This is a genomic window from Pseudonocardia sediminis (assembly GCF_004217185.1).
Taxonomy (GTDB): domain Bacteria; phylum Actinomycetota; class Actinomycetes; order Mycobacteriales; family Pseudonocardiaceae; genus Pseudonocardia; species Pseudonocardia sediminis.
Genome location: NZ_SHKL01000001.1, coordinates 3,206,577 through 3,225,102 on the forward strand (window position 1 = coordinate 3,206,577; position 18,526 = coordinate 3,225,102).

An 18,526-nucleotide genomic window follows, 5' to 3' on the forward strand; every position below is an offset into this window, starting at 1 on the left:
GTCCTCCTTCGAAGTGGTGGGGCTGCGTCAGCCCTTGACGGCGCCGTTGGTCAGACCGGCCACGATGCGACGCTGGAACAGCAGCACGAGCACGACGACCGGGATGGTGACGATCACCGCGGCGGCGGCGATCGGCCCGTTCGGCGACTCGAACTGCGACGCTCCGGAGAACAGGCCCAGAGCGGCCGGGACGGGTCGGGCGGCCCCGGTGGAGGTCAGCGAGATGCCGTAGGCGAAGTCGTTCCAAGCGATGAAGAACGCGATGATCGCCGTGGTGAACACCCCCGGTGCGGCCAGCGGGACGATCACCTTGCGGAACGCCTGCCAGGTGGTCGCGCCGTCGACCTGCGCGGCCTGCTCCATCTCCCACGGGATCTCGCGGAAGAACGCCGAGAGCGTCCAGATCGAGATCGGCAGGGTCAGCGACAGGTACGGGATGATCAGGCCGGGCCAGGTGTCGTAGAGCCCGATCTGGCGCCACAGGTTGAACAGCGGCGTCACGATCGAGATCACCGGGAAGATCGCCACGGCCAGGGCGGAGGACAGGATCAGCTTCTTGCCCCGGAAGTCCAGCCGCGCGATCGCGTAGGCGCAGAACATGGCCAGGATGCACGAGATGAACGTCGCGATCAGCACGATCCCGAACGAGTTCCGCAGCGCGGGCAGGAACAGGCCGGCCGCGTCGCCGACGAGGATCTGGGAGTAGTTCTCCCAGGACACGTCGGTGGGCAGGAACTGCCCGTTCGCGATGTCGGAGGACGACTTCAGCGACAGCGACACGATCCAGCCGACCGGGAACAGGGCGTAGATGACGATGGCCAGCCCGGCGACGTACCAGAGGACCTTCTCGCGGGTGGACATCACTTCTCCCCTCGTTGGGCGGACAGGTCCACCTTGAATCCCTTGATGAACAGCACGCAGATCAGCACGACGGAGATGAACAGCATCACCGACACCGCGGACCCGAGACCGATCTCCACCCGGGAGATGGTCTGGCGGTAGGCCAGGAACGACAGCGTCTCGGTGCTGTTCGCCCCGGCCGTCATCACGAACACGCTGTCGAACACCCGGAACGCGTCCAGGGTGCGGAACAGCAGCGCGACCATGATCGCGGCCTTCATGTTCGGGATGGTCACCTTGCTCATCCGCTGCCACCAGCTGGCGCCGTCGACCTTCGCGGCCTCCTGCAGCACCTCCGGCACCTGCGCGAGGCCCGCGAGCAGCAGCAGCGAGATGAACGGCGTGGTCTTCCAGATCTCGGCCAGGCAGATCACGAACAGCGAGGAGAACGTGCCGCCGAACCAGTCCGTCTCGGCGGTGACGCCCGGGATCCAGTCGAACCAGGAGTTCACGAACCCCGAGTCGAGCGAGAACGCGTACTGCCAGGCGAACGCCGAGACGACCGTGATCACCGCGTAGGGGATCAGGATCGCGGCGCGCAGGATCGGGCGGATCGCCTTGAGCGCCTTGACCATCACCAGCGCCAGCGCGAACCCGAGCACCAGCTCGACGGCGACGGTGACGATCGTGATGAACGCCGTGACGCCGAACGAGGTCCACCAGATCTCGTCGGTGAGGATCACCAGATAGTTGTTCAACCCGACGAACGACCGCTTCGCCGGGTCGGTGAGGCGGTAGTCGAACAACGAGTAGTAGACCGCCTGGAGGATGGGGTAGGCGGTGACCAGCAGCATGACCACGAACGCCGGGCCGGCCAGCATCCAGCCGAGCTTCTGCTCGGCCTTCGACCGGTCCGACATCCTGCCCTTCTTCGGCCCGGGAGCCGGAGCGGCCGTCTCCTCGGTGCGCACCGTCGTCGTACTCACAGGAGCTTCTCCTTCGCCAGGACGGCCTTGATCAGCGCGGCCGCGGCCGGACCGACGGTGGCCGGGTCGATGCCACCCGTCGGGTGGTAGATCCGCTGGATGCTCTCCGAGACCTCGCTGTAGTAGGCGGTCTGCGGTCGCGGCGCGGCCTGCTGCAGCGACTGCTCGATCACCGGTGCCATCGGGAACTCCTCGAGCACCTCCGGGTCCTTGTACACCGCCTCCTTCGCCGCCGGGTTGCCGTTCGAGACGAAGTAGTACGCCTGGTTCTCGGTCGAGGTGATGCACTCTGTGGCCTCGTAGGCCAGCTCCGGGTTGGCGCTGAACGCGCCGACGCCGAGGTTGATCCCCCCGTAGGGCGGCTTGCTCGGCTGCGACGCGTCCGTCCGCGGGTAGAGGGCCCAGCCGTAGTCGGCGGGCACGCTCGCCGGCACCGAGCCGTCCTCGACCGCGCTCTTGACCTTGCCCCAGATGAACGGCCAGATCGGCGAGAACATCGCGTCGCCGCCCTGGAACGCCTCGGAGTTCTCGTCCTCACTGGCGGTGGAGAAGCCCGGACCGGCGACCGGGGCAGTCGCCTTCATGATCTCGGCGGCCTTCGTCGCGGCGGGCGAGTCGAGCCCGAGCTGGACGCCCTTCGGGTCGTCCGGCGAGGGGTTGGTGACGATCTGCCCGCCACCGGACTCGACGAGCGCGTTGAGCCACACCGTCAGCGACTCGGCGCGGATGCCCTGCGCCGCGACCTGCTTGTTCTTCGACTGCGCCGCCGCGATGACCTGGTCCCAGGTGACCGGCTTGGACATGTCCAGCCCGGTTCCGGCGACCATCGACTTGCGATACCAGAGCAGCTGGGTGTTGGCCCACATCGGGACCGTCACCAGCCTGCCGCGCCAGCTCGCGCCCTCGATCGCCGAGTTCACGACGCCGGTGGTGGTCCGCTGCGCGACGTCGTCGGGTACCGGCGCCAGGAACCCGGCCTCGGCGAACTCCGGGATGTAGGGCGGGTCCAGGCTCATGATGTCGATCGAGGTGTCGTTCGCCGCGAGCCGGCGTACGAGCTGCTGGCGCTGCTCGGCGGACTGGCGCGGCAGCTGCGAGACCGCGATCCGGTACTTGCCGGCGGCCGCCGTCGTGCAGCGTGCGGCGATCTCCGCCTGCCCGCCGTCGTCGGGGTTGATGTACCAGTTCAGGGTCGGTGGACCGGCCGGGCCGGCCCCGCACCCGGCGAGCCCGACCAGCGCGGCCGCGACCACGCCGGCCGCGAGGGCGCGGCTTCTCCATCTGGGGCGACGCATGGGCGTTCAACTCCGAACTCTTGCGGGCTGGGTGTCTCTGACGTCGGTGGTGGAGGGGGTACCGCCGGGGCTCGGGGGCGGCTCATCGTCGCAGCCAGACGGTCGCCTCGCCAGGGAGTCGTCCGTCCACGAGGGACTCGCTGGACAGGAGCGGGGTCCCGTCGGCGGACACGTCGACGGGGGCGCCGGACAGGTTCACCACGCAGCGCAGTTCCGCGCCGCGGTCGAACACGAGCACGCCGTCCGTGGCGGGACACCAGGTCAGCGACGACGTGTGCAGGTCGTCGAGCGAACGGCGCAGATGCAGGGCCGCGCGGTAGAGCCGCAGCATCGACCCCGGCGTCTCCCGCTGCGCGGCGGCGGTCAGTGCCGACCAGCCGGCGGGCTGGGGGAGCCAGGGGGCGACGCCGTCGGGGGAGAAGCCGAACGGCGGGTGCGCGCCCTCCCACGGCAGCGGCACCCGGCACCCGTCCCGGCCGCGCACGGTGTGTCCGGAGCGCTCCCACGCCGGGTCGGTGAGGACGTCGTCGGGCAGGTCGTCGACCTCGGGCAGGCCGAGCTCCTCGCCCTGGTAGAGGTAGGCGCCGCCGGGCAGCGCGAGCGTCAGGAGCACCGCGGCGCGGGCCCGCCGCGCGCCGAGGCCGAGGTCGACTGGGCGTCCGGACACGTCCGCGGCCATCGGGGCGGCGCCGGTGTCGTCGCGGCCGAAGCGGGTCGGATGGCGGGTCTCGTCGTGGCTGGAGAGCACCCACGTCGGCGCGGCCCCGACCGGTGCGAGCGCGGCCAGGGTGTCCTCGATCGCCGTGCGCAGCGAGCCCGCGTCCCAGGGGGAGCGCAGGTAGTCGAAGGTGAACGCGGTGTGCGCCTCGTCCGGGCGCAGGTAGCGGGCCAGCCGCTCCGGCCCGTGCACCACCGCCTCGACGACGAGCATCCGGTCGCCGTCGTAGGAGTCGGCGATCTTGCGCCAGCGCCGGAGGATCTCGTGCACCTCGTCGACGTCCCAGTGCGGGCTGTCCGTCCAGCCCGCCGGGTCGAAGATCGCGTCCGGCCCGTGCCCGGCGTCGGGCAGTCCGGGCCGCTTGGCCATCGCGGGGACGGCGTCGAGGCGCAGGCCGTCGACACCGCGGTCGAGCCAGAACGTGATGATCGCGTCGAAGCCCTCGTGCACCACCGGGTCGTCCCAGTTCAGGTCGGGCTGCTCGGGGGCGAACTGGTGCAGGTACCACGGGCCGGGACGGCCGTCGGCCTCGACGACCCGGGTCCAGGCCGGCCCGCCGAACGCGCTGATCCAGTCGTTGGGGGGCTCGTCGCCGCCGGGGCCGCGGCCGTCGGCGAAGTGGTAGCGGGCGCGGGCACCCGGTTCCCCGGCCAGTGCCGCGGTGAACCAGGGGTGCTCCTCGGAGGTGTGGTTCGCGACCAGGTCGACGATCACCCGGATCCCGGCGGCGTGCGCGTCGGCGATCAGGGCGTCGGCGTCGTCGAGGGTGCCGAACACCGGGTCGATCGCGCAGTGGTCGCTGATGTCGTAGCCGCCGTCGGCCATCGGGGAGGGGTACCAGGGGGCGATCCAGATCGCGTCGACGCCGAGGTCGACCAGGTGCGGCAAGCGGGCGCGGAGGCCGGCGATGTCGCCGATCCCGTCGCCGTCGCCGTCGGCGAAGCTGCGGGGGTAGACCTCGTAGACGACGGCGGTGCGCCACCAGGGTGCGGGGTCGTCGAGCGCGCGCTCCGTCACGGATGTCCCCCTCCCGTCACCGTCGCGAGTCCGGTCCGTGACGGGCGGACCGGGGCCGCCCGCAGCACCTTTGCGTTGGAAGCGCTTTCAGCGGTGCACTCTCGCCCCGACGGGGGACGGGTGTCAAGGGTCACACCATCGTTCGTTATCTGCTCGTTCGTCGCCCAGATCCAGCCGGACCCAGCCAAACCGACCCGGAAAGATCTGCAAACGCTTCCAACATTTCGCGGTACGCTCCCTGCCGTGTCCACCGCGGTCAACCTGGCCGATGTCGCGCGGATCGCCGGGGTCTCGCCCGCGACCGCGTCCCGTGCGCTGAGCGACCACCCGCACGTCGCCCCGGCGACACGTGCCCGGGTCTGGCAGGTCGCGACCGATCTGGAGTACGTCGTCTCGCCCGAGGCGTCGCGTCTGGCCGGGGGCAGCACCGGCCGGGTCGCCGTCGTCGTGCCGCACCTGTCGCGATGGTTCTTCGGGTCCGTCCTGGAGGGACTGGAGTCGGTGCTGCGGGAGTCCGACCTGGACGTCCTGCTCTACCGGGTGGGCGACGCCGCCGAGCGGCACGCGTTCTTCGACAAGCTCCCGGCCCGTCGCAAGGTCGACGCGGTGGTGGTGGTCGGGTTCTCCGTCGGCGACGACGAGCGCCGCCGCCTGGAACGGATCGGGGTGGACATCGTGGCCGCCGGCGGGCAGATCGCGTCCTACCCCTCGGTGCGGATCGACGACCACGCCGCCGGGCGCCAGGCCGTCGACCACCTGATCCATCTCGGACACCGGCGGATCGCCATGATCGCCGCGAACGACCCCGGCGAGGACGCCGGGCATCCGGCCGGGCGGTCCTCGGCGTACTACGCGGCGCTGGCCGACGCCGGCATCGGCGTCGACGACCGGCTGGTGACCACCGTGGACTGGGGCGTGGAGCAGGGGGCGGAGGCGATGAGCGCGCTGCTCGGTGCGACGTCGCCGCCGACCGCGGTGTTCGCGCACTCCGACGAGGTGGCCCTCGGCGCCGTGCGCACGGTGCGACGGGCCGGGCTGCGGGTGCCCGAGGACGTCTCGGTGATCGGCATCGACGACCACCCGCTCGCCGCGCTGACCGACCTGTCCACGGTCGGCCAGCCGGTCCGCGAGCAGGGCGAGATCGCGGGCCGGATGGTCGTGGCGGGCCTGCGCGGCGAGGAGTTCGAGCGTGCCGTCCTCGTCGGGACCCGCCTGGTGATCCGGGGCAGCACGGCGCCGCCGCGCCGGGTCCGCCGCGGTGGGCGCAGGGTGGACGCGTGATCCCCGCCGACGTGCTCTCTCCCGCGGGGGCGGGGAGATGACACCGCCGGAGCTGACGCTGCGCGTCCCGTCGCCGGGCCTGCTGGCCCTGCCGTGGGAGCGCCCGCTGGAGGAGTGGGACGTCACCGACGTCCCGTTGCGCGACATCGCGGTCGGGCCGAGCCGGCACCTGGTCCGGTTCGTCGAGACCGACGGCTGCCTGTGGGCGCTCAAGGACCTCCCGGAGCGGATCGCGCGCCGCGAGTACTCGGTGCTGCGCCGCCTGGAGGACGACGGCCTGCACGCCGTGCGCCCGGCCGGCGTCGTGCACCAGCCCGACCACGACACGTCGATCCTCGTGACGCGCTACCTGGAGGGGTCCTGGCAGTACCGGCGGCTGTTCATGCGGCTGCCGCCGAACCGGCCCCGGCACCGCGCCCGTCTGTTCGACGCGATGGCCGGGCTGCTGGTCGAGCTGCACCGGCACGGGGTGTTCTGGGGCGACTGCTCGCTGGCGAACACGCTGTTCATGCGCGACGGGCAAATCCTGCAGGCCTACCTCGTCGACGCCGAGACCAGCGAGGTCCACCCGAGCCTGTCGAACGGCCAGCGTGAGCACGACCTCGACATCCTGGTGGAGAACGTCGCCAGCGGGATGATCGACCTCGCGGTCCGGCTGGAGCGGCCGCCGGAGATCTACCCGCAGCTCATCGACGAGGCACAGGGCATCCCGGACCGCTACCGGGCGCTGTGGGACGCGCTGCACACGGCGCCGACGTTCGCGTTCGGCGACCGGTACCGGGTGGAGAGCAAGATCCGGGAGCTGAACGACCTGGGGTTCGCCGTCGAGGAGCTGAACCTGGCCCCGGTCGAGGGCGAGGCCGGGCAGCTGCGGCTCAACGTGGCGGTGGGGGACCGGAGCTTCCACTCCGGGCACCTGCGCGAGCTCACCGGTCTCGACGTCGGCGAGGGGCAGGCGATCATCCTGCTCGGCGACGTGCGGGCGCACCGGGAGTGGATGGCGAGGAACGCCGGGACCCCGGTCGGCGAGCGGGCGGCCGCGCTGAGCTGGCTCGACGACGTGCTCCGGCCGGGGATGGAACGTGCGCACGCGGCGCTGGGCCACGTCGGGACGCCGGTGCAGGCCTACTGCGACCTGCTGGAGGTGCGCTGGATCCTCAGCGAGCGCGCCTGCGCCGACGTCGGGGACGCCGTCGCGCTGGCCGCGCTGGGCGGGTCCGCGCCGACGGACTCGGCGGCGAAGATGGCCGTCGCCGACGCGACCGGACGGTTCCGCATCGCCGCGGACGACGACGAGGCATGAGTCCGGGCCCGCCCCCGGCGCGGGGAACGGGCCCGGACGTGGTCGGGACCTAGTCCAGCGGGCCGACCGCGTGCTGTCCGCCGCGCGACCGCGCCGCGACGACGGGGGTGTCCACGACGCCGAGCCGACGGCCGAGCCGCGGCGGCAGGGCTCCGGACAGCGCACGGGCCTCATCGGGGGTCAGCGAGTCGATCAGGGTCTCCAGGACCGCGATCGAGGCCTCGTCGGCCCGTGTCGTGTCGTGCATGCCCAGCCGGTGCTGGACCCGGGTCAGGAACACCTCGTCGGTCAGGTGCATGGTCACTCCTCTCGTGGTGTCGCGCCGGCCGGGACGGCCCCGGACTCCGGCGTGGTCTCGGTAGGTGCGTCGGCCGGGGTCGCGTCGGCCCGGGTTGCGTCGGCACCGTCGAGCACGGCGGGGTTGCCGCCCCAGTACTCGTGCGGGCCGACCTGCTCGCCCTTGAGCAGGAACGAGTCGGCGGCCAGCCGCGCGCCGTCGCCGATGCTCGTCCCGTAGTGGGCGAAGGCGCGGACGCCGAGGGTGGCGCCGTCGCCGACGTGGACGCGGTCGGACTGGAAGTAGCCGTCCTCCAGCGAGTGGCACTGGATCACGCTCAGGGCGTTGAGCGTCACGTCGTCGCCGATCGTGACCAGCGACTTCTCCGGCAGGCCCGCGCCGTCGTCGAACACCCGGCGGCCGATCTTCAGGCCCGCGATCCGGTTGACGACGTTGGCGAACGGGGTGCCCGGCAGCGGGGCGCGGACGTAGAACTTCCACAGCCGCTCGTGGTGCCAGAAGTAGCGGTCGTAGATCGTGCAGTAGCGCGGCGACAGCGACCGGAAGCCGAGCACCGCCCGCTCCAGCAGGGCGGACCAGGTGACGAGCAGGAGCGGGCCGACGAGCACCGCGCCGGCCAGCGCGAACAGGCCCAGGGTCGGCCACAGCGCGGCCGCGGCGGCGAAGGGCAGCAGCGCGAGGACGATCCCGAGCGCGCGCAGCAGCAGCACCACGGCGACCGTGCCGGCGTTGTAGAGGTTCTTGGCGCGCAGCTTCCGGGTCAGCTCATCGCCCTCGGGGAAGCGTGCCTCGTCGGTCTCGCGGCTCATGCTGTTCCGCGAGATCTCGAACGGCGGCGAGCCGAGGAGACCGACATCGTGCCGCACCGGCCCGTCCATCGGGATCATGGCCTTGGTCGCGAGCAGGACGTTGTCCCCGGTGCGGGCACCGGCGGGGAAGTGCACGTCGTTGCCGACGAAGTTGTTCGCCCCGAGCGCGACCGGTCGCGCGGTGAACGAGTCGTGCGAGTAGTCGACGTTCATCACCCGCAGCCCGTCGGACACCATCGTCCCGGTGCCGATGGTCGTCAGGCCGGGGGAGTCCTGGCGCAGCTGGGTGCCGAAGTTCGAGCCGGTCTGCTGCAGCTGCGACAGGTCGTAGCCCATCCCGCGCAGGTAGCCGGTGATGAACGAGCTGTCGCCGAGCAGCAGCACCAGGAACCGGTTGTTGCTCAGCAGGGTCTGCAGCTGCTGCACGAGGTGGTGCGCGCCGTGCAGCGGGTAGGTCTTCTCCGGGGTGATCGCGACCGCGGCCAGACGCGGCAGCAGCATCACCGCGAGCAGCAGGATCACGATGAGCGCGACGTAGATCCCCGCGACGATCGCGGCACCGACGGCGTAGGGCGTCCAGCTCGTGACCCCGCCGGCGGCGCTCAGCCCCAGGGCCGAGGCGATCGCCGGCCCGACCTCGCGGTAGAGGACCACGACGACGGCGAGTACGAGGGCCACGACGCCGACGACGGCCGCGAGCAGTGCGGCGCTGTAGGCCGTGGCCCGGACGCGACCGGAACCCGAGGTGGGCACGGTCCGGTAGTCCGTGGTCGCCGGCTCGGCGGGGGAGCCGTGGAAGGTCCGCCCGGCCGGGACGGAGCGCCCCGGGTGCAGCGCCGAGCTGTGCCCGAGCTGGGCTCCGTCGCCCATCGACGTGCCGACGTCGAGCACGCTGCCCTCGCCGACCCAGCAGTCGTCACCGAGCTCCACCGGCCCGGTCTCCAGGCGGCCACCGACGACGCGGTAGCCGCGCATCATGACCTCCTGGTTGACGAGCGTGCGCTCGCCGATCCGCAGCAGGTCGGTCACCACCGGCACGTCGCGCGTCAGCACGACGGCGCCGCGCCCGACCTTCGCGCCGAGCGCGCGCAGGTAGAGGTTGTAGAGCGGCGACCCGGCGAACAGCGTCATCGGGCTGATCCGCACCAGCGTGGTGACCAGCCAGAACCGCAGGTAGCGCCCGCTCCAGACCGGGAACGACGTCTGCTTCCAGCGGCCCATCAGCAGCCACTTGGCGGCCACCGGCAGGACACACAGCGCGACGAACACGCCCACGCCGGCCAGCGCCGCGCGGCCACCCACGGAGAGCCAGTCGGTCCCGGCCGCGGACCAGCGGTAGCCCTGGGTCAGGACGAACGCGCTCACCAGCGCGAACAGGGCCAGCAGCACCGCCTGTGCGGCGCCGGTCAGGACGTAGCCGACCGAGCTGGTGCGCGGCACCGGCAGGTCGGTCGTCGACGGGGCCGCGGTGGCCTCGCCGAGGTTCGCGGCGAGGTCGCGGACGGTCGGGTGACGGTAGACGTCGCGCGCGGACACCGAGGGCAGGTCCGGGCGGGCCCGGACCTTGGCGGCGAAGCCGGCCATCAGCAGCGACGTGGCGCCGAGCTCGTCGAAGAAGTGCCCGGTCACCGACACCCGGTCGGCGCCGAGGGTCTCGGCCAGGACCTCGGCCAGCGCGCGCTCGACGTCGTTCTCCGCCTCGACGTGCGGGCCGCCGGAGGTCAGCCGGCCACCCGTCGGGGCGGGCAGGTTCTTGCGGTCGGCCTTGTCGCTGGTGGTCAGCGGGATCGTGTCGAGGGGTTCGAGGTAGGCCGGGACCATGTAGGCGGGCAGCCGCTCGCGCAGGTGCTCCTGCACGACGCCGGGCTCCGGTGCGGTCGCGTCGCGGCGCGCGCTGTAATACCCGACGAGCTCCTTCGTCCCGGGCTGCGGTTCGTAGGTGTCGACGACGGCCTGGGCCACCCCGTCCACGGCGAGCAGCACCGACTCGATCTCACCGATCTCGATGCGGTACCCGCGTATTTTCACCTGGAGGTCGATCCGGCCCTGGTATTCGATTTCTCCGGCGTCGTCCACCCGGCCGAGGTCGCCGGTGCGATAGATCCGCCCCGACGGGTTGGCCGGGAGGTCCAGGAAGTCCGGGATGAACGACTCGCGGGTCTTCTCCTCGCGGTTGAGGTACTCCCGCGCGAGCCCGACACCGGCGATGCCGATCTCCCCGGTCTCCCCGAGCGGCAGGGCCCGGTTCGGGTCCTCGGGGTCCAGGATCACGATCATGTAGGTGGGAAGCGGCTTCCCGATCGTCACCGCGCGGTCCGGGTGCAGCTCGGTCCAGGTCGCGGTGACGGTGGCCTCGGTCGGGCCGTAGACGTTGAGGAAGCGCCGGTCCTCGCGGTGCCAGCGCTGCACCAGGTGCTGCGGGCAGGCCTCACCGGAGACCAGCAGGAACCGCAGGTCCTCCACGTCGTCGTCGAGCGTGGCCAGCAGCGTCGGCACGCAGCACATGGCGGTGACGCCACGCGAGGTGAGGAAGTCGTGCAGGTCCGGGCCGAGCAGCGAGACCCCGGCCGGCTTCGGGACCAGCGTCGCGCCGGCCATCCACGGCACCCAGATCTCCTCGACCGAGAAGTCGAAGGCGATCGTCAGGCCCTGGTACATCCGGTCGTCGCCGGTGATGCCGTAGACGTCGCCGGCGACCCGGACGAAGTTGCAGATGCTCGGGTGCTCGACGGCCACGCCCTTGGGGCGCCCGGTCGAACCCGAGGTGTAGATGATGTAGGCCAGCTCGTCGGCCGGGTCCTCGCGCCTCTCCGGCACGAGCCGGTCGGAGTCCTGGCGCAGGATCCGGTCGGCCTCCTCCCAGGTGCGCACGACGGCGACGCCGCGCTCCCGGGTGGTCTCGGCGAGCCCCTCGACCTGGTCCAGGGCGGACCCCGACGTCAGCAGCATGGTGGCCGCCGAGTCCTCGAGGATGTAGCTGATCCGGTCCGGCGGGAAGCCGACGTCGACGGGCACGAACGCCGCGTCGATCTTCAGGACGGCCAGCATGCCGACGTAGGAACCGACCGCCTGGTCGAAGAGCAGGGCGATCCGGTCGCCGGGGCGCGCGCCACGCTCGAGCAGGTGGCGCCCGAGGCGGTTCGCCCAGGCGTCGAGCTCGGCGTAGGTCAGCTGCTGCTCGCCGGTGTCGACGGCGACCGAGTCCGCATGCGTCTCGCACACCTGCTCGAAGAGGTGGACGAGCCGTTCTCCGGAGTGGGTCCGGGGTGGTTCGGGAATGCTGCCCGCGGTCAGCACGAGAGTCGGATCGATCTCGGCGGCCGGACCGGGGGGTGCGGTCCCGATATCGCCGCGTGTGACCACTCGGTCACCCGCGGAACCCCTGCGCAGTACGTCGGACATGCTCTACGAATACCCCGCTACCGCCGTGGTGCATTCGCATGTGCAGGGGTGGCGTTCCTCACCGCTTGCGCGGTGAACCATCGCGGTCCGCCGGACGTAGGGAAGCCGGAGACCGATGGCGAATCGTCGTCGATCGCCCTGCGCACCAGGCGGTACGAGCACGGATGAGCCATGTCAATGTCGGGCCGGAGCGTTTCGGCAGGGTTTCCCGGCGTATCGGCGGGTATGCGGATCACGCGCGGGTTCATCGCGAATTCACCTCGGACCGTGGTGATCCGGACTACGTCGTTAAAGGTGCGGTCATCAGTGAGTCGATCAGATCCCGGCCGAGATCGTCGGCCGGATCAGGACACCGGAGATCTGCATTCCGAAACCACTCGGGGGGCGCTTCCGGATGTGGTCCGCACACACCGACCATTCCGTCGCCGAACGGTGCCGTGGCCGCGGCGATCGGTCCGTTTCCGTAGCGCGCGAGAACGTTCACCGTTTCCGCCGAGCGTCGGCGGGGGACGATGTACCCGCCGTCCTGGAAGTACATCTCGCGGGTCTCACCGCGCCAGTGCACGGGCACCAGTGCCGGCTCGTCCGAGTCGACCAGGGCGCCCTTCGACGAGTAGTACTCGTGGACCCGGCCGGGGAAGAGGTTGAAGAAGCCGGGCTCGGCGAGATACCCGCCCATGCAGATGCCGAGATAGCGACCGCCGGACGCGACGAACCGCCGGATCGCGCCCTTGTCGCGCCTCTGCCGGCGGAACGCGGACTCGTCGTCGCCGGAACCGCCGGGTTGTCCGTAGAGGACGACCCCCGGCAGCTGCAGCGCCTCGCGGACACCGAGCTCGCCCTCCGGGCCGGCCGTGACGACGTCGAAGTTCCAGGACGAGCCGCGCAGGAGGGCGGCCATCGCGGCGGTGTCGTCGCCGTCGGCGGGGCCGGTGGTCTCGTCCCGGTAGACCACGGCGACCCGCCGGTTCCCACCCGTGTCGGGTTCCCGGTTCTGCGGCACTCTCGGCTCCTCGGTGGACGGTCTCGATCTTCTTCCTCTACCCGGCCGTGCGCGGCGGGAATCCCCGGGTCTGCGATCGACCCCACATCGTCGCCGACGTCACCCGTGCCCCGGGCCACGAGCGCGGCCGTGGTGCTCGACGGGGCCGGTAGTGTCCCGGCCCGTGCCCATCCCCGGTCCCGGATATGCGATCACCGCCCGCGTCGACGCCCCCGCCACCTCCACGTCCGCAGGCGACCTGACCGCGGCCGTCGGTGTCGTCGGCGGCGTCGTCACCGCGTTCGACGTGGTGGAGGCGAAGACCGACTCGATCGTCGTCGACATCAGTGCCAACGCGCGCAACACCGACCACGTCGAGGAGATCAAGGACGCGATCGACGCCCTGGAGGGCTTCTCCGTCCGCAAGATCTCCGACCGGACGTTCCTGCTCCACCTCGGCGGCAAGATCGAGGTCCGCTCGAAGGTCAACCTGCGTACCCGTGACGATCTCTCCCGCGCCTACACCCCGGGCGTCGCGCGGGTGTCGATGGCGATCGCGGAGAACCCGTCCGACGCCCGGCGTCTGACGATCAAGCGCAACACCGTCGCCGTCGTCACCGACGGGTCCGCCGTGCTCGGGCTGGGCAACATCGGTGCCGCCGCCGCGATGCCGGTGATGGAGGGCAAGGCGGCGCTGTTCAAGCAGTTCGCCAACGTCGACGCCTGGCCGGTGTGCCTGGACACCCAGGACACCGAGGAGATCATCCGGACGGTGCAGATCCTGGCGCCGGGCTACGGCGGGATCAACCTCGAGGACATCGCCGCGCCGCGCTGCTTCGAGATCGAGCGCCGGCTGCGCGAGATGCTCGACATCCCGGTGTTCCACGACGACCAGCACGGCACCGCGGTCGTCGTGCTCGGGGCGCTGCGCAACGCCCTGCGCGTGGTGGGCAAGCGCTTCGCCGACGTCAAGGTCGTGGTCTGCGGGGTCGGCGCCGCCGGCTCGGCGATCATCCGGCTCCTCGGGTCGGAGGAGACCGCGGACGTGCTCGCGGTCGACGTCGACGGCATCGTGCACCAGGACCGTCCCGGCATGGACGAGAACCTGGTCTCGATCGCGGCGCAGACCAACAAGGACGGGAAGACCGGCTCGCTGGCCGACGCCCTGGTCGGCGCCGACGTGTTCGTGGGCGTCTCGGCGCCGAACCTGTTCGGTGCCGACGAGCTGGCGACCATGGCCGAGCGCTCGATCGTGTTCGCGCTGGCCAACCCGGATCCTGAGGTCGACCCGGCGGTGGCCCAGCAGCACGCCGCCGTCGTCGCGACCGGGCGCTCGGACTACCCGAACCAGATCAACAACGTGCTCGCCTTCCCCGGCGTGTTCCGCGGGCTGCTCGACGCGCAGGCGCACGACATCACCGACGAGATGATGCTCGCCGCCTCGGCCGCGATCGCCGACGTGGTGGCCGAGCCGAGCCCGTCGTTCATCGTGCCGAGCGTGTTCGACACGACCGTCGCGCCCGCCGTCGCCGAGGCCCTGCGCACCGCAGCGGGCAAGCAGGCCCGCAAGGGCGAGGTCGAGGCGGGCTGACGTCCCGTCCGTGGCCGGGCCCGGTCACGGTGCCGGGGTGATGGACGGCGCCGGTGTCGCCGGCGCCGGGTCCGCGCCCTGCCCGGACGGGGTCAGCAGCAGGGCCGAGGCGGCGACGGCGGCGAGCAGCGCCGTGCCGACGGCGGTCCGCCGGGGACGTCGCGCGAGGCCCCGTCCGGATCCCTGCCCGGTCCCCGGCCGGGATCCCGGTCCGGGCCCCGGTGGTGTCCCGTGGGCCGGGGGCCGTCCGACGGCGTCGGTGAACGCGCGGACGGCGTCGTCGACCGCGCCGGCGTCGGGCGGCGGGGTTTCGCCCAGGACCGTCCGGAGCCGGTCCGCGGCCGCGCCGATCCCGGCCTGCTCGACGGTCACGGCGACGGGCCGGCCGAGCCGGTGCACGGGTACCCCGTACGCGACCGCCAGCCCGGCGCGGACGTCCTCGGACAGCGCCGGGCCGCAGAACAGTGCGACGGGCCGGCCGGTACCGGCACGCCATCCCCTCTCGCCCTCGACCACGGTGCCCCACATCGCGACGCACCCGAGCAGCGTCGCGCCCCCGAACCCGACGCCGCCGACGTCCGCGGGGTCCCGCGCGGCGTAGAGCCCGCAGGTGCACGACGGCTCGGGCGCGGGATGGCCGCGCAGCTCGCACCGGGCCTCCAGCGCCGCGCCGGCCGGCCAGTCGGTGGAGACCTTGACCGGGGACCGAAGCCGGACCGCACCGGGGTGGACCGGGCCGGGACGGACCGGGCCGCGGTGGGCGGCGGGGCCGGGGTCGCGGACCTGCCAGGTCCGCCAGCCGACGACGACGCCCGCGACGTCCGGGGCGGTCACCCTCGGATCACCCGCCGAGGCGGACCGGTGGGGTGGCCTGGTCGGCGTCGACCTCCACCGGTGGTTCCTGCCGGGCCTCCGCTACGCGCCGTGCGCTCTCCACCGTCGCCGGGTCGGGGCCGGGCACCGGGCCGACGACGGGTTCGGCCCGGAACACCCGGATGGTGCGTCCGATGTTCATGTCGCCCCCTGCTGCTCCGGTGGCCGGCGGGTGGACCCGCCGACGTCACCAGGATCCGGCGCGGACGGGGGTGGGGGAACCGCCGGACGGTGCCGCGGGTCACCTCCGTACGGGCGGTTACCGCAGGTAGGACGCGGGTTAGGCTCGACCCATGACGTCCCCGACCGTCGGAGTGCTGGCCCTGCAGGGCAACGTGCGTGAGCACCTGGACGCGCTGACCGCGTGCGGGGCGCGTCCGGTGCCGGTGCGCCGCGAGTCCGAGCTCGACGCCGTCGACGGGCTGATCCTGCCCGGCGGTGAGTCGACCACGATGAGCAAGCTGCTCGACGTGTTCGAGCTCCTGGAGCCGCTGCGCGCCCGGCTCGGTGCGGGGATGCCGGCCTACGGCTCGTGCGCCGGGATGATCCTGCTCGCCGACCGGATCCTCGACGGGCGCTCCGACCAGCACCAGCTCGGCGGACTCGACGTCGTCGTGCGGCGCAACGCGTTCGGACGGCAGGTGGACTCGTTCGAGACCGACCTGGACTTCCGCGGCCTCGACGGTGGCCCGGTGCACGCGGTGTTCATCCGGGCCCCGTGGGTGGAGAAGACCGGCAGCGACGTCGAGGTGCTCGCAAGCGTCCCGCACGTCACCAGCATGGGCGAGGACCCCGGCGCCGCGGCCGGACGCCCCGTCGCCGTCCGTCAGGGCCCGGTCCTGGCCACCTCGTTCCACCCGGAGCTCACCGGCGACCGCCGCGTGCACGGCCTGTTCGTCGACATGGTCCGCACCTCGGCCTGATCCGCACCTCCGCCTGATCCGCCCCGCCGGCCTCGGTGGGGCGGCGCGGTCAGGAGGCCTTCTCGTCCAGGCGGTAGCGGATCAGGCGCGAGCTGTTGCCGACGACGGCGACGCTGGACGCGTTGTGCAGGATCGCCGCCACCACCGGCGACAGCGCGCCCCCGGCGGAGACCAGCAGCCCGGCCGCGTTGACCGCGATCGACATCCCGTAGTTCTGCCGGATCAGCGTGATGCTCCGGCGTCCGAGGTCGCGCAGCTCCAGCAGGGCCCGCAGGTCGTCCGCGGCCAGGGCGACGTCGGCGGTCTCGACGGCGACGTCGGTGCCGGCCACGCCCATCGCGATGCCGATGTCGGCCAGGGCCAGCGCGGGGGCGTCGTTCGTGCCGTCCCCGATCATCGCCACGGTGTAGCCGTCCTCGCGCAGGCTCCGCACGACGTCCTGCTTCTCCTCCGGCATGACCTGCGCGCGGTACTCGTCGATGCCCAGCTCCTCGGCGACCGCGGCGGCCGTCGCCGGGTGGTCCCCGGTGAGCAGCACGATCCGCTTTACGCCGTCGGCGCGCAGGGCGTCGAGCACCTCGCGGGACTCGGCCCGCACGGTGTCGCGCAGCGAGACGAGGCCGACCAGCGTGCCGTCGACGGCCAGGAGCAGCGGCGTCTCGGTGTCCTTGCGCAGGCGACGCACCCAGTCCGCGGCCTTACGGCTGACCGGGACCTTCTGCTTGCGCAGCAGCTCGACGCTGCCGATCAGCAGGACCCGGCCGTCGGACTGCACGCGCATGCCCTGCCCGAGCAGCACCTCGCACTCCTCGTGCGGCGGGATCTCGATCCGGCGCTCCTCGGTGGAGCGGATCACGGCCTGGGCCAGCGGGTGCCGGGAGTGGATCTCGGAGCTGGCCGCGTAGGCGAGCACCTGCTCCGGCGACCACGCGTCGTCGAAGGAGATCACGTTCGTGACGACGGGGCGGCCGAGGGTGAGCGTGCCGGTCTTGTCGAACACGATCGCGTCGACCCGGCCGGCGGCCTCCAGGTGCGCGCCACCCTTGATCAGGATGCCGCGGCGGGCACCGTTGCCGATCGCGGCGCTGATCGCGGTCGGTGTGGAGAGCCCGACCGCGCACGGGCAGGCGACGAGCAGCATGGTCATCGCCCGGCGGACGTCGCGGGTCACGATCAGCGTCAGCGCCGAGAGCACGAACGACGCCGGCACGAACCGGCGGGAAAAGTTCTCGCCGATGGTCTGGATCGGGGCGCGGTCGTCCTGGGCCTGCTCGACCCGGTCGATGATCCGCCCGATCGCCGTGTCGCGGCCGACGGCGGTGGCCCGGACGACGATCCGCCCGCGCAGCAGCACCGACCCGGCGTGCAGCGTGATGCCGGGTCCGACGGTGACCGGCAGCTGCTCGCCGGTGATCGCGGCCTGGTCGATGACGCCGTCGCCCTCGACGATCTCGCCGTCGACCGGCAGCACGACGTGCTCGTGCACGACGACCTCGTCGCCGAGCGCGACGTCGGCGATGTCGACCTCGATCTCGGTGCCGTCGGCCAGGCGCATCCAGGTGCGGGTCTGGGCGCCGGTGAGCAGCTCGGAGATCGCGCGCCGGGAGCGGCGCAGCGTGAGGTCCTGCAGGTACTCACCGATGTTGAGCAGCCACAGCACGGTCAGCGCGACGACGTTCTCGCGCAGCACCAGGCTCGCGACGGTGGCCGCGGACACGAGCGCGTCGGTCCCCGCACCGCGCCCACCTGTGAGGGACTTCAGCGCGCCGCGCAGGAACGGGTAGCCGGTGAAGATCGTGACGCCGGTGGCGACGGTACGGCTGGTCGGGCCGAGCACCGGGGGCCGGCGCAGGCCGTAGCGGCGGAAGCCCAGCGCGGCCAGCGCGACCCCGCCGACGACGAGGCGGACCAGCTCGGTGTTGCCGACGTCGGCCGAGCGCGGCGAGCGGGCGGCGGTGGCGTCGGCGTCGGCGCCGAGGCCCTTGCCGATCGCCTCCAGCAGCTCCGTCCGGTCGCAGCGCTGCTCCTGGTACCAGACGACGACGTTGCCGGTGCGCGGATAGGCGTGCACCTGCCGGACGCCGGTGACGTGGTCGACCTCGTCCTCCACGGCCACGGCGGTGCCGACCCGGCCGCGCAGGGCGGGGACGGCGAACCGGACCCGTCCGGCGGCGTCGCTCAGTGTGCGGACGTCGTCGTGTTCCATCG

14 protein-coding genes are annotated in these 18,526 nt (G+C 72.4%); 4 read left to right on the forward strand and 10 right to left on the reverse strand.

What is annotated here, in order from left to right; genetic code table 11:
* Window positions 1–27: 27 nt before the first annotated feature.
* The 4 genes from EV383_RS14910 to EV383_RS14925 all read right to left on the reverse strand — a co-directional run bounded on the left by EV383_RS14910 (window position 28) and on the right by EV383_RS14925 (window position 4,856).
* On the reverse strand, window positions 28–861 hold the full coding sequence (locus EV383_RS14910) for a carbohydrate ABC transporter permease (RefSeq protein ID WP_130290475.1): 834 nt from the start codon (window positions 859–861) through the stop codon (window positions 28–30).
* Complete coding sequence (locus tag EV383_RS14915; RefSeq protein ID WP_130290476.1) at window positions 861–1,826, reverse strand: carbohydrate ABC transporter permease; 966 nt, start codon at window positions 1,824–1,826, stop codon at window positions 861–863. Before EV383_RS14915 ends, EV383_RS14910 begins: the two co-directional genes overlap by 1 nt.
* The gene (locus EV383_RS14920; RefSeq protein ID WP_130290477.1) at window positions 1,823–3,121 is read right to left on the reverse strand and encodes an extracellular solute-binding protein; all 1,299 of its coding nucleotides are present in this window, start codon (window positions 3,119–3,121) and stop codon (window positions 1,823–1,825) included. Before EV383_RS14920 ends, EV383_RS14915 begins: the two co-directional genes overlap by 4 nt.
* Before the next feature lie 82 nt (window positions 3,122–3,203).
* Window positions 3,204–4,856, reverse strand: a complete 1,653-nt coding sequence (locus tag EV383_RS14925) for a glycoside hydrolase family 13 protein (protein ID WP_130290478.1) — start codon at window positions 4,854–4,856, stop codon at window positions 3,204–3,206.
* 243 nt (window positions 4,857–5,099) lie between these two features.
* On the opposite strand from EV383_RS14925, the gene EV383_RS14930 reads away from it, so the two are divergent.
* Both EV383_RS14930 and EV383_RS14935 read left to right on the forward strand, forming a co-directional pair.
* Window positions 5,100–6,137, forward strand: a complete 1,038-nt coding sequence (locus EV383_RS14930) for a LacI family DNA-binding transcriptional regulator (protein WP_130290479.1) — start codon at window positions 5,100–5,102, stop codon at window positions 6,135–6,137.
* A gap of 37 nt (window positions 6,138–6,174) precedes the next feature.
* Window positions 6,175–7,440, forward strand: coding sequence for a DUF4032 domain-containing protein (locus tag EV383_RS14935; protein ID WP_130290480.1), 1,266 nt, complete (start codon window positions 6,175–6,177; stop codon window positions 7,438–7,440).
* A gap of 49 nt (window positions 7,441–7,489) precedes the next feature.
* Here the strand turns inward: EV383_RS14935 and EV383_RS14940 are convergent, their stop codons facing one another.
* From EV383_RS14940 to EV383_RS14950, 3 genes are all read right to left on the reverse strand, one after another.
* Entirely contained in the window at window positions 7,490–7,738 is a 249-nt protein-coding gene (locus tag EV383_RS14940) for a DUF2267 domain-containing protein (RefSeq protein ID WP_130290481.1), read from the reverse strand.
* Window positions 7,739–7,740: 2 nt separating this feature from the next.
* The gene (locus EV383_RS14945; RefSeq protein WP_207223531.1) at window positions 7,741–11,769 is read right to left on the reverse strand and encodes a Pls/PosA family non-ribosomal peptide synthetase; all 4,029 of its coding nucleotides are present in this window, start codon (window positions 11,767–11,769) and stop codon (window positions 7,741–7,743) included.
* A gap of 460 nt (window positions 11,770–12,229) precedes the next feature.
* Window positions 12,230–12,952 carry a hypothetical protein gene (locus EV383_RS14950; RefSeq protein ID WP_130290483.1) on the reverse strand — a complete coding sequence of 241 codons (723 nt, stop codon included), beginning with the start codon at window positions 12,950–12,952 and terminating at the stop codon, window positions 12,230–12,232.
* Between the two features lie 163 nt (window positions 12,953–13,115).
* Between EV383_RS14950 and EV383_RS14955 the strand changes: the two genes are divergently transcribed.
* Window positions 13,116–14,522: an NAD-dependent malic enzyme gene (locus EV383_RS14955; RefSeq protein WP_130290484.1), complete on the forward strand. Its 1,407-nt coding sequence runs from the start codon at window positions 13,116–13,118 to the stop codon at window positions 14,520–14,522.
* 24 nt (window positions 14,523–14,546) lie between these two features.
* Here EV383_RS14955 and EV383_RS14960 read toward each other — a convergent pair whose 3' ends face one another.
* Together EV383_RS14960 and EV383_RS31200 are read right to left on the reverse strand one after the other, a co-directional pair.
* On the reverse strand, window positions 14,547–15,356 hold the full coding sequence (locus EV383_RS14960) for a hypothetical protein (RefSeq protein WP_130290485.1): 810 nt from the start codon (window positions 15,354–15,356) through the stop codon (window positions 14,547–14,549).
* A gap of 7 nt (window positions 15,357–15,363) precedes the next feature.
* Complete coding sequence (locus EV383_RS31200) at window positions 15,364–15,537, reverse strand: hypothetical protein (protein ID WP_165438357.1); 174 nt, start codon at window positions 15,535–15,537, stop codon at window positions 15,364–15,366.
* Window positions 15,538–15,688: 151 nt separating this feature from the next.
* Here EV383_RS31200 and pdxT point away from each other — a divergent pair, with 151 nt between their 5' ends.
* Window positions 15,689–16,318 carry a pyridoxal 5'-phosphate synthase glutaminase subunit PdxT gene (gene pdxT, locus EV383_RS14965; protein ID WP_130290486.1) on the forward strand — a complete coding sequence of 210 codons (630 nt, stop codon included), beginning with the start codon at window positions 15,689–15,691 and terminating at the stop codon, window positions 16,316–16,318.
* Between the two features lie 49 nt (window positions 16,319–16,367).
* On the opposite strand, the gene EV383_RS14970 is transcribed toward pdxT, so the two are convergent.
* Window positions 16,368–18,524 carry a heavy metal translocating P-type ATPase gene (locus EV383_RS14970; RefSeq protein ID WP_130290487.1) on the reverse strand — a complete coding sequence of 719 codons (2,157 nt, stop codon included), beginning with the start codon at window positions 18,522–18,524 and terminating at the stop codon, window positions 16,368–16,370.
* Between the last annotated feature and the right edge of the window lie 2 nt (window positions 18,525–18,526).

Excerpts from the sequence above, each read along its gene's own strand:
- EV383_RS14970 (WP_130290487.1), bottom strand. The coding sequence starts at position 18,524 with ATGGAACACGACGACGTCCGCACACTGAGCGACGCCGCCGGACGGGTC.
- EV383_RS14920 (WP_130290477.1), bottom strand. The coding sequence starts at position 3,121 with ATGCGTCGCCCCAGATGGAGAAGCCGCGCCCTCGCGGCCGGCGTGGTC.
- pdxT (WP_130290486.1), top strand. The coding sequence starts at position 15,689 with ATGACGTCCCCGACCGTCGGAGTGCTGGCCCTGCAGGGCAACGTGCGT.
- EV383_RS14910 (WP_130290475.1), bottom strand. The coding sequence starts at position 861 with ATGTCCACCCGCGAGAAGGTCCTCTGGTACGTCGCCGGGCTGGCCATC.
- EV383_RS14935 (WP_130290480.1), top strand. The coding sequence starts at position 6,175 with ATGACACCGCCGGAGCTGACGCTGCGCGTCCCGTCGCCGGGCCTGCTG.
- EV383_RS31200 (WP_165438357.1), bottom strand. The coding sequence starts at position 15,537 with ATGAACATCGGACGCACCATCCGGGTGTTCCGGGCCGAACCCGTCGTC.
- EV383_RS14940 (WP_130290481.1), bottom strand. The coding sequence starts at position 7,738 with ATGCACCTGACCGACGAGGTGTTCCTGACCCGGGTCCAGCACCGGCTG.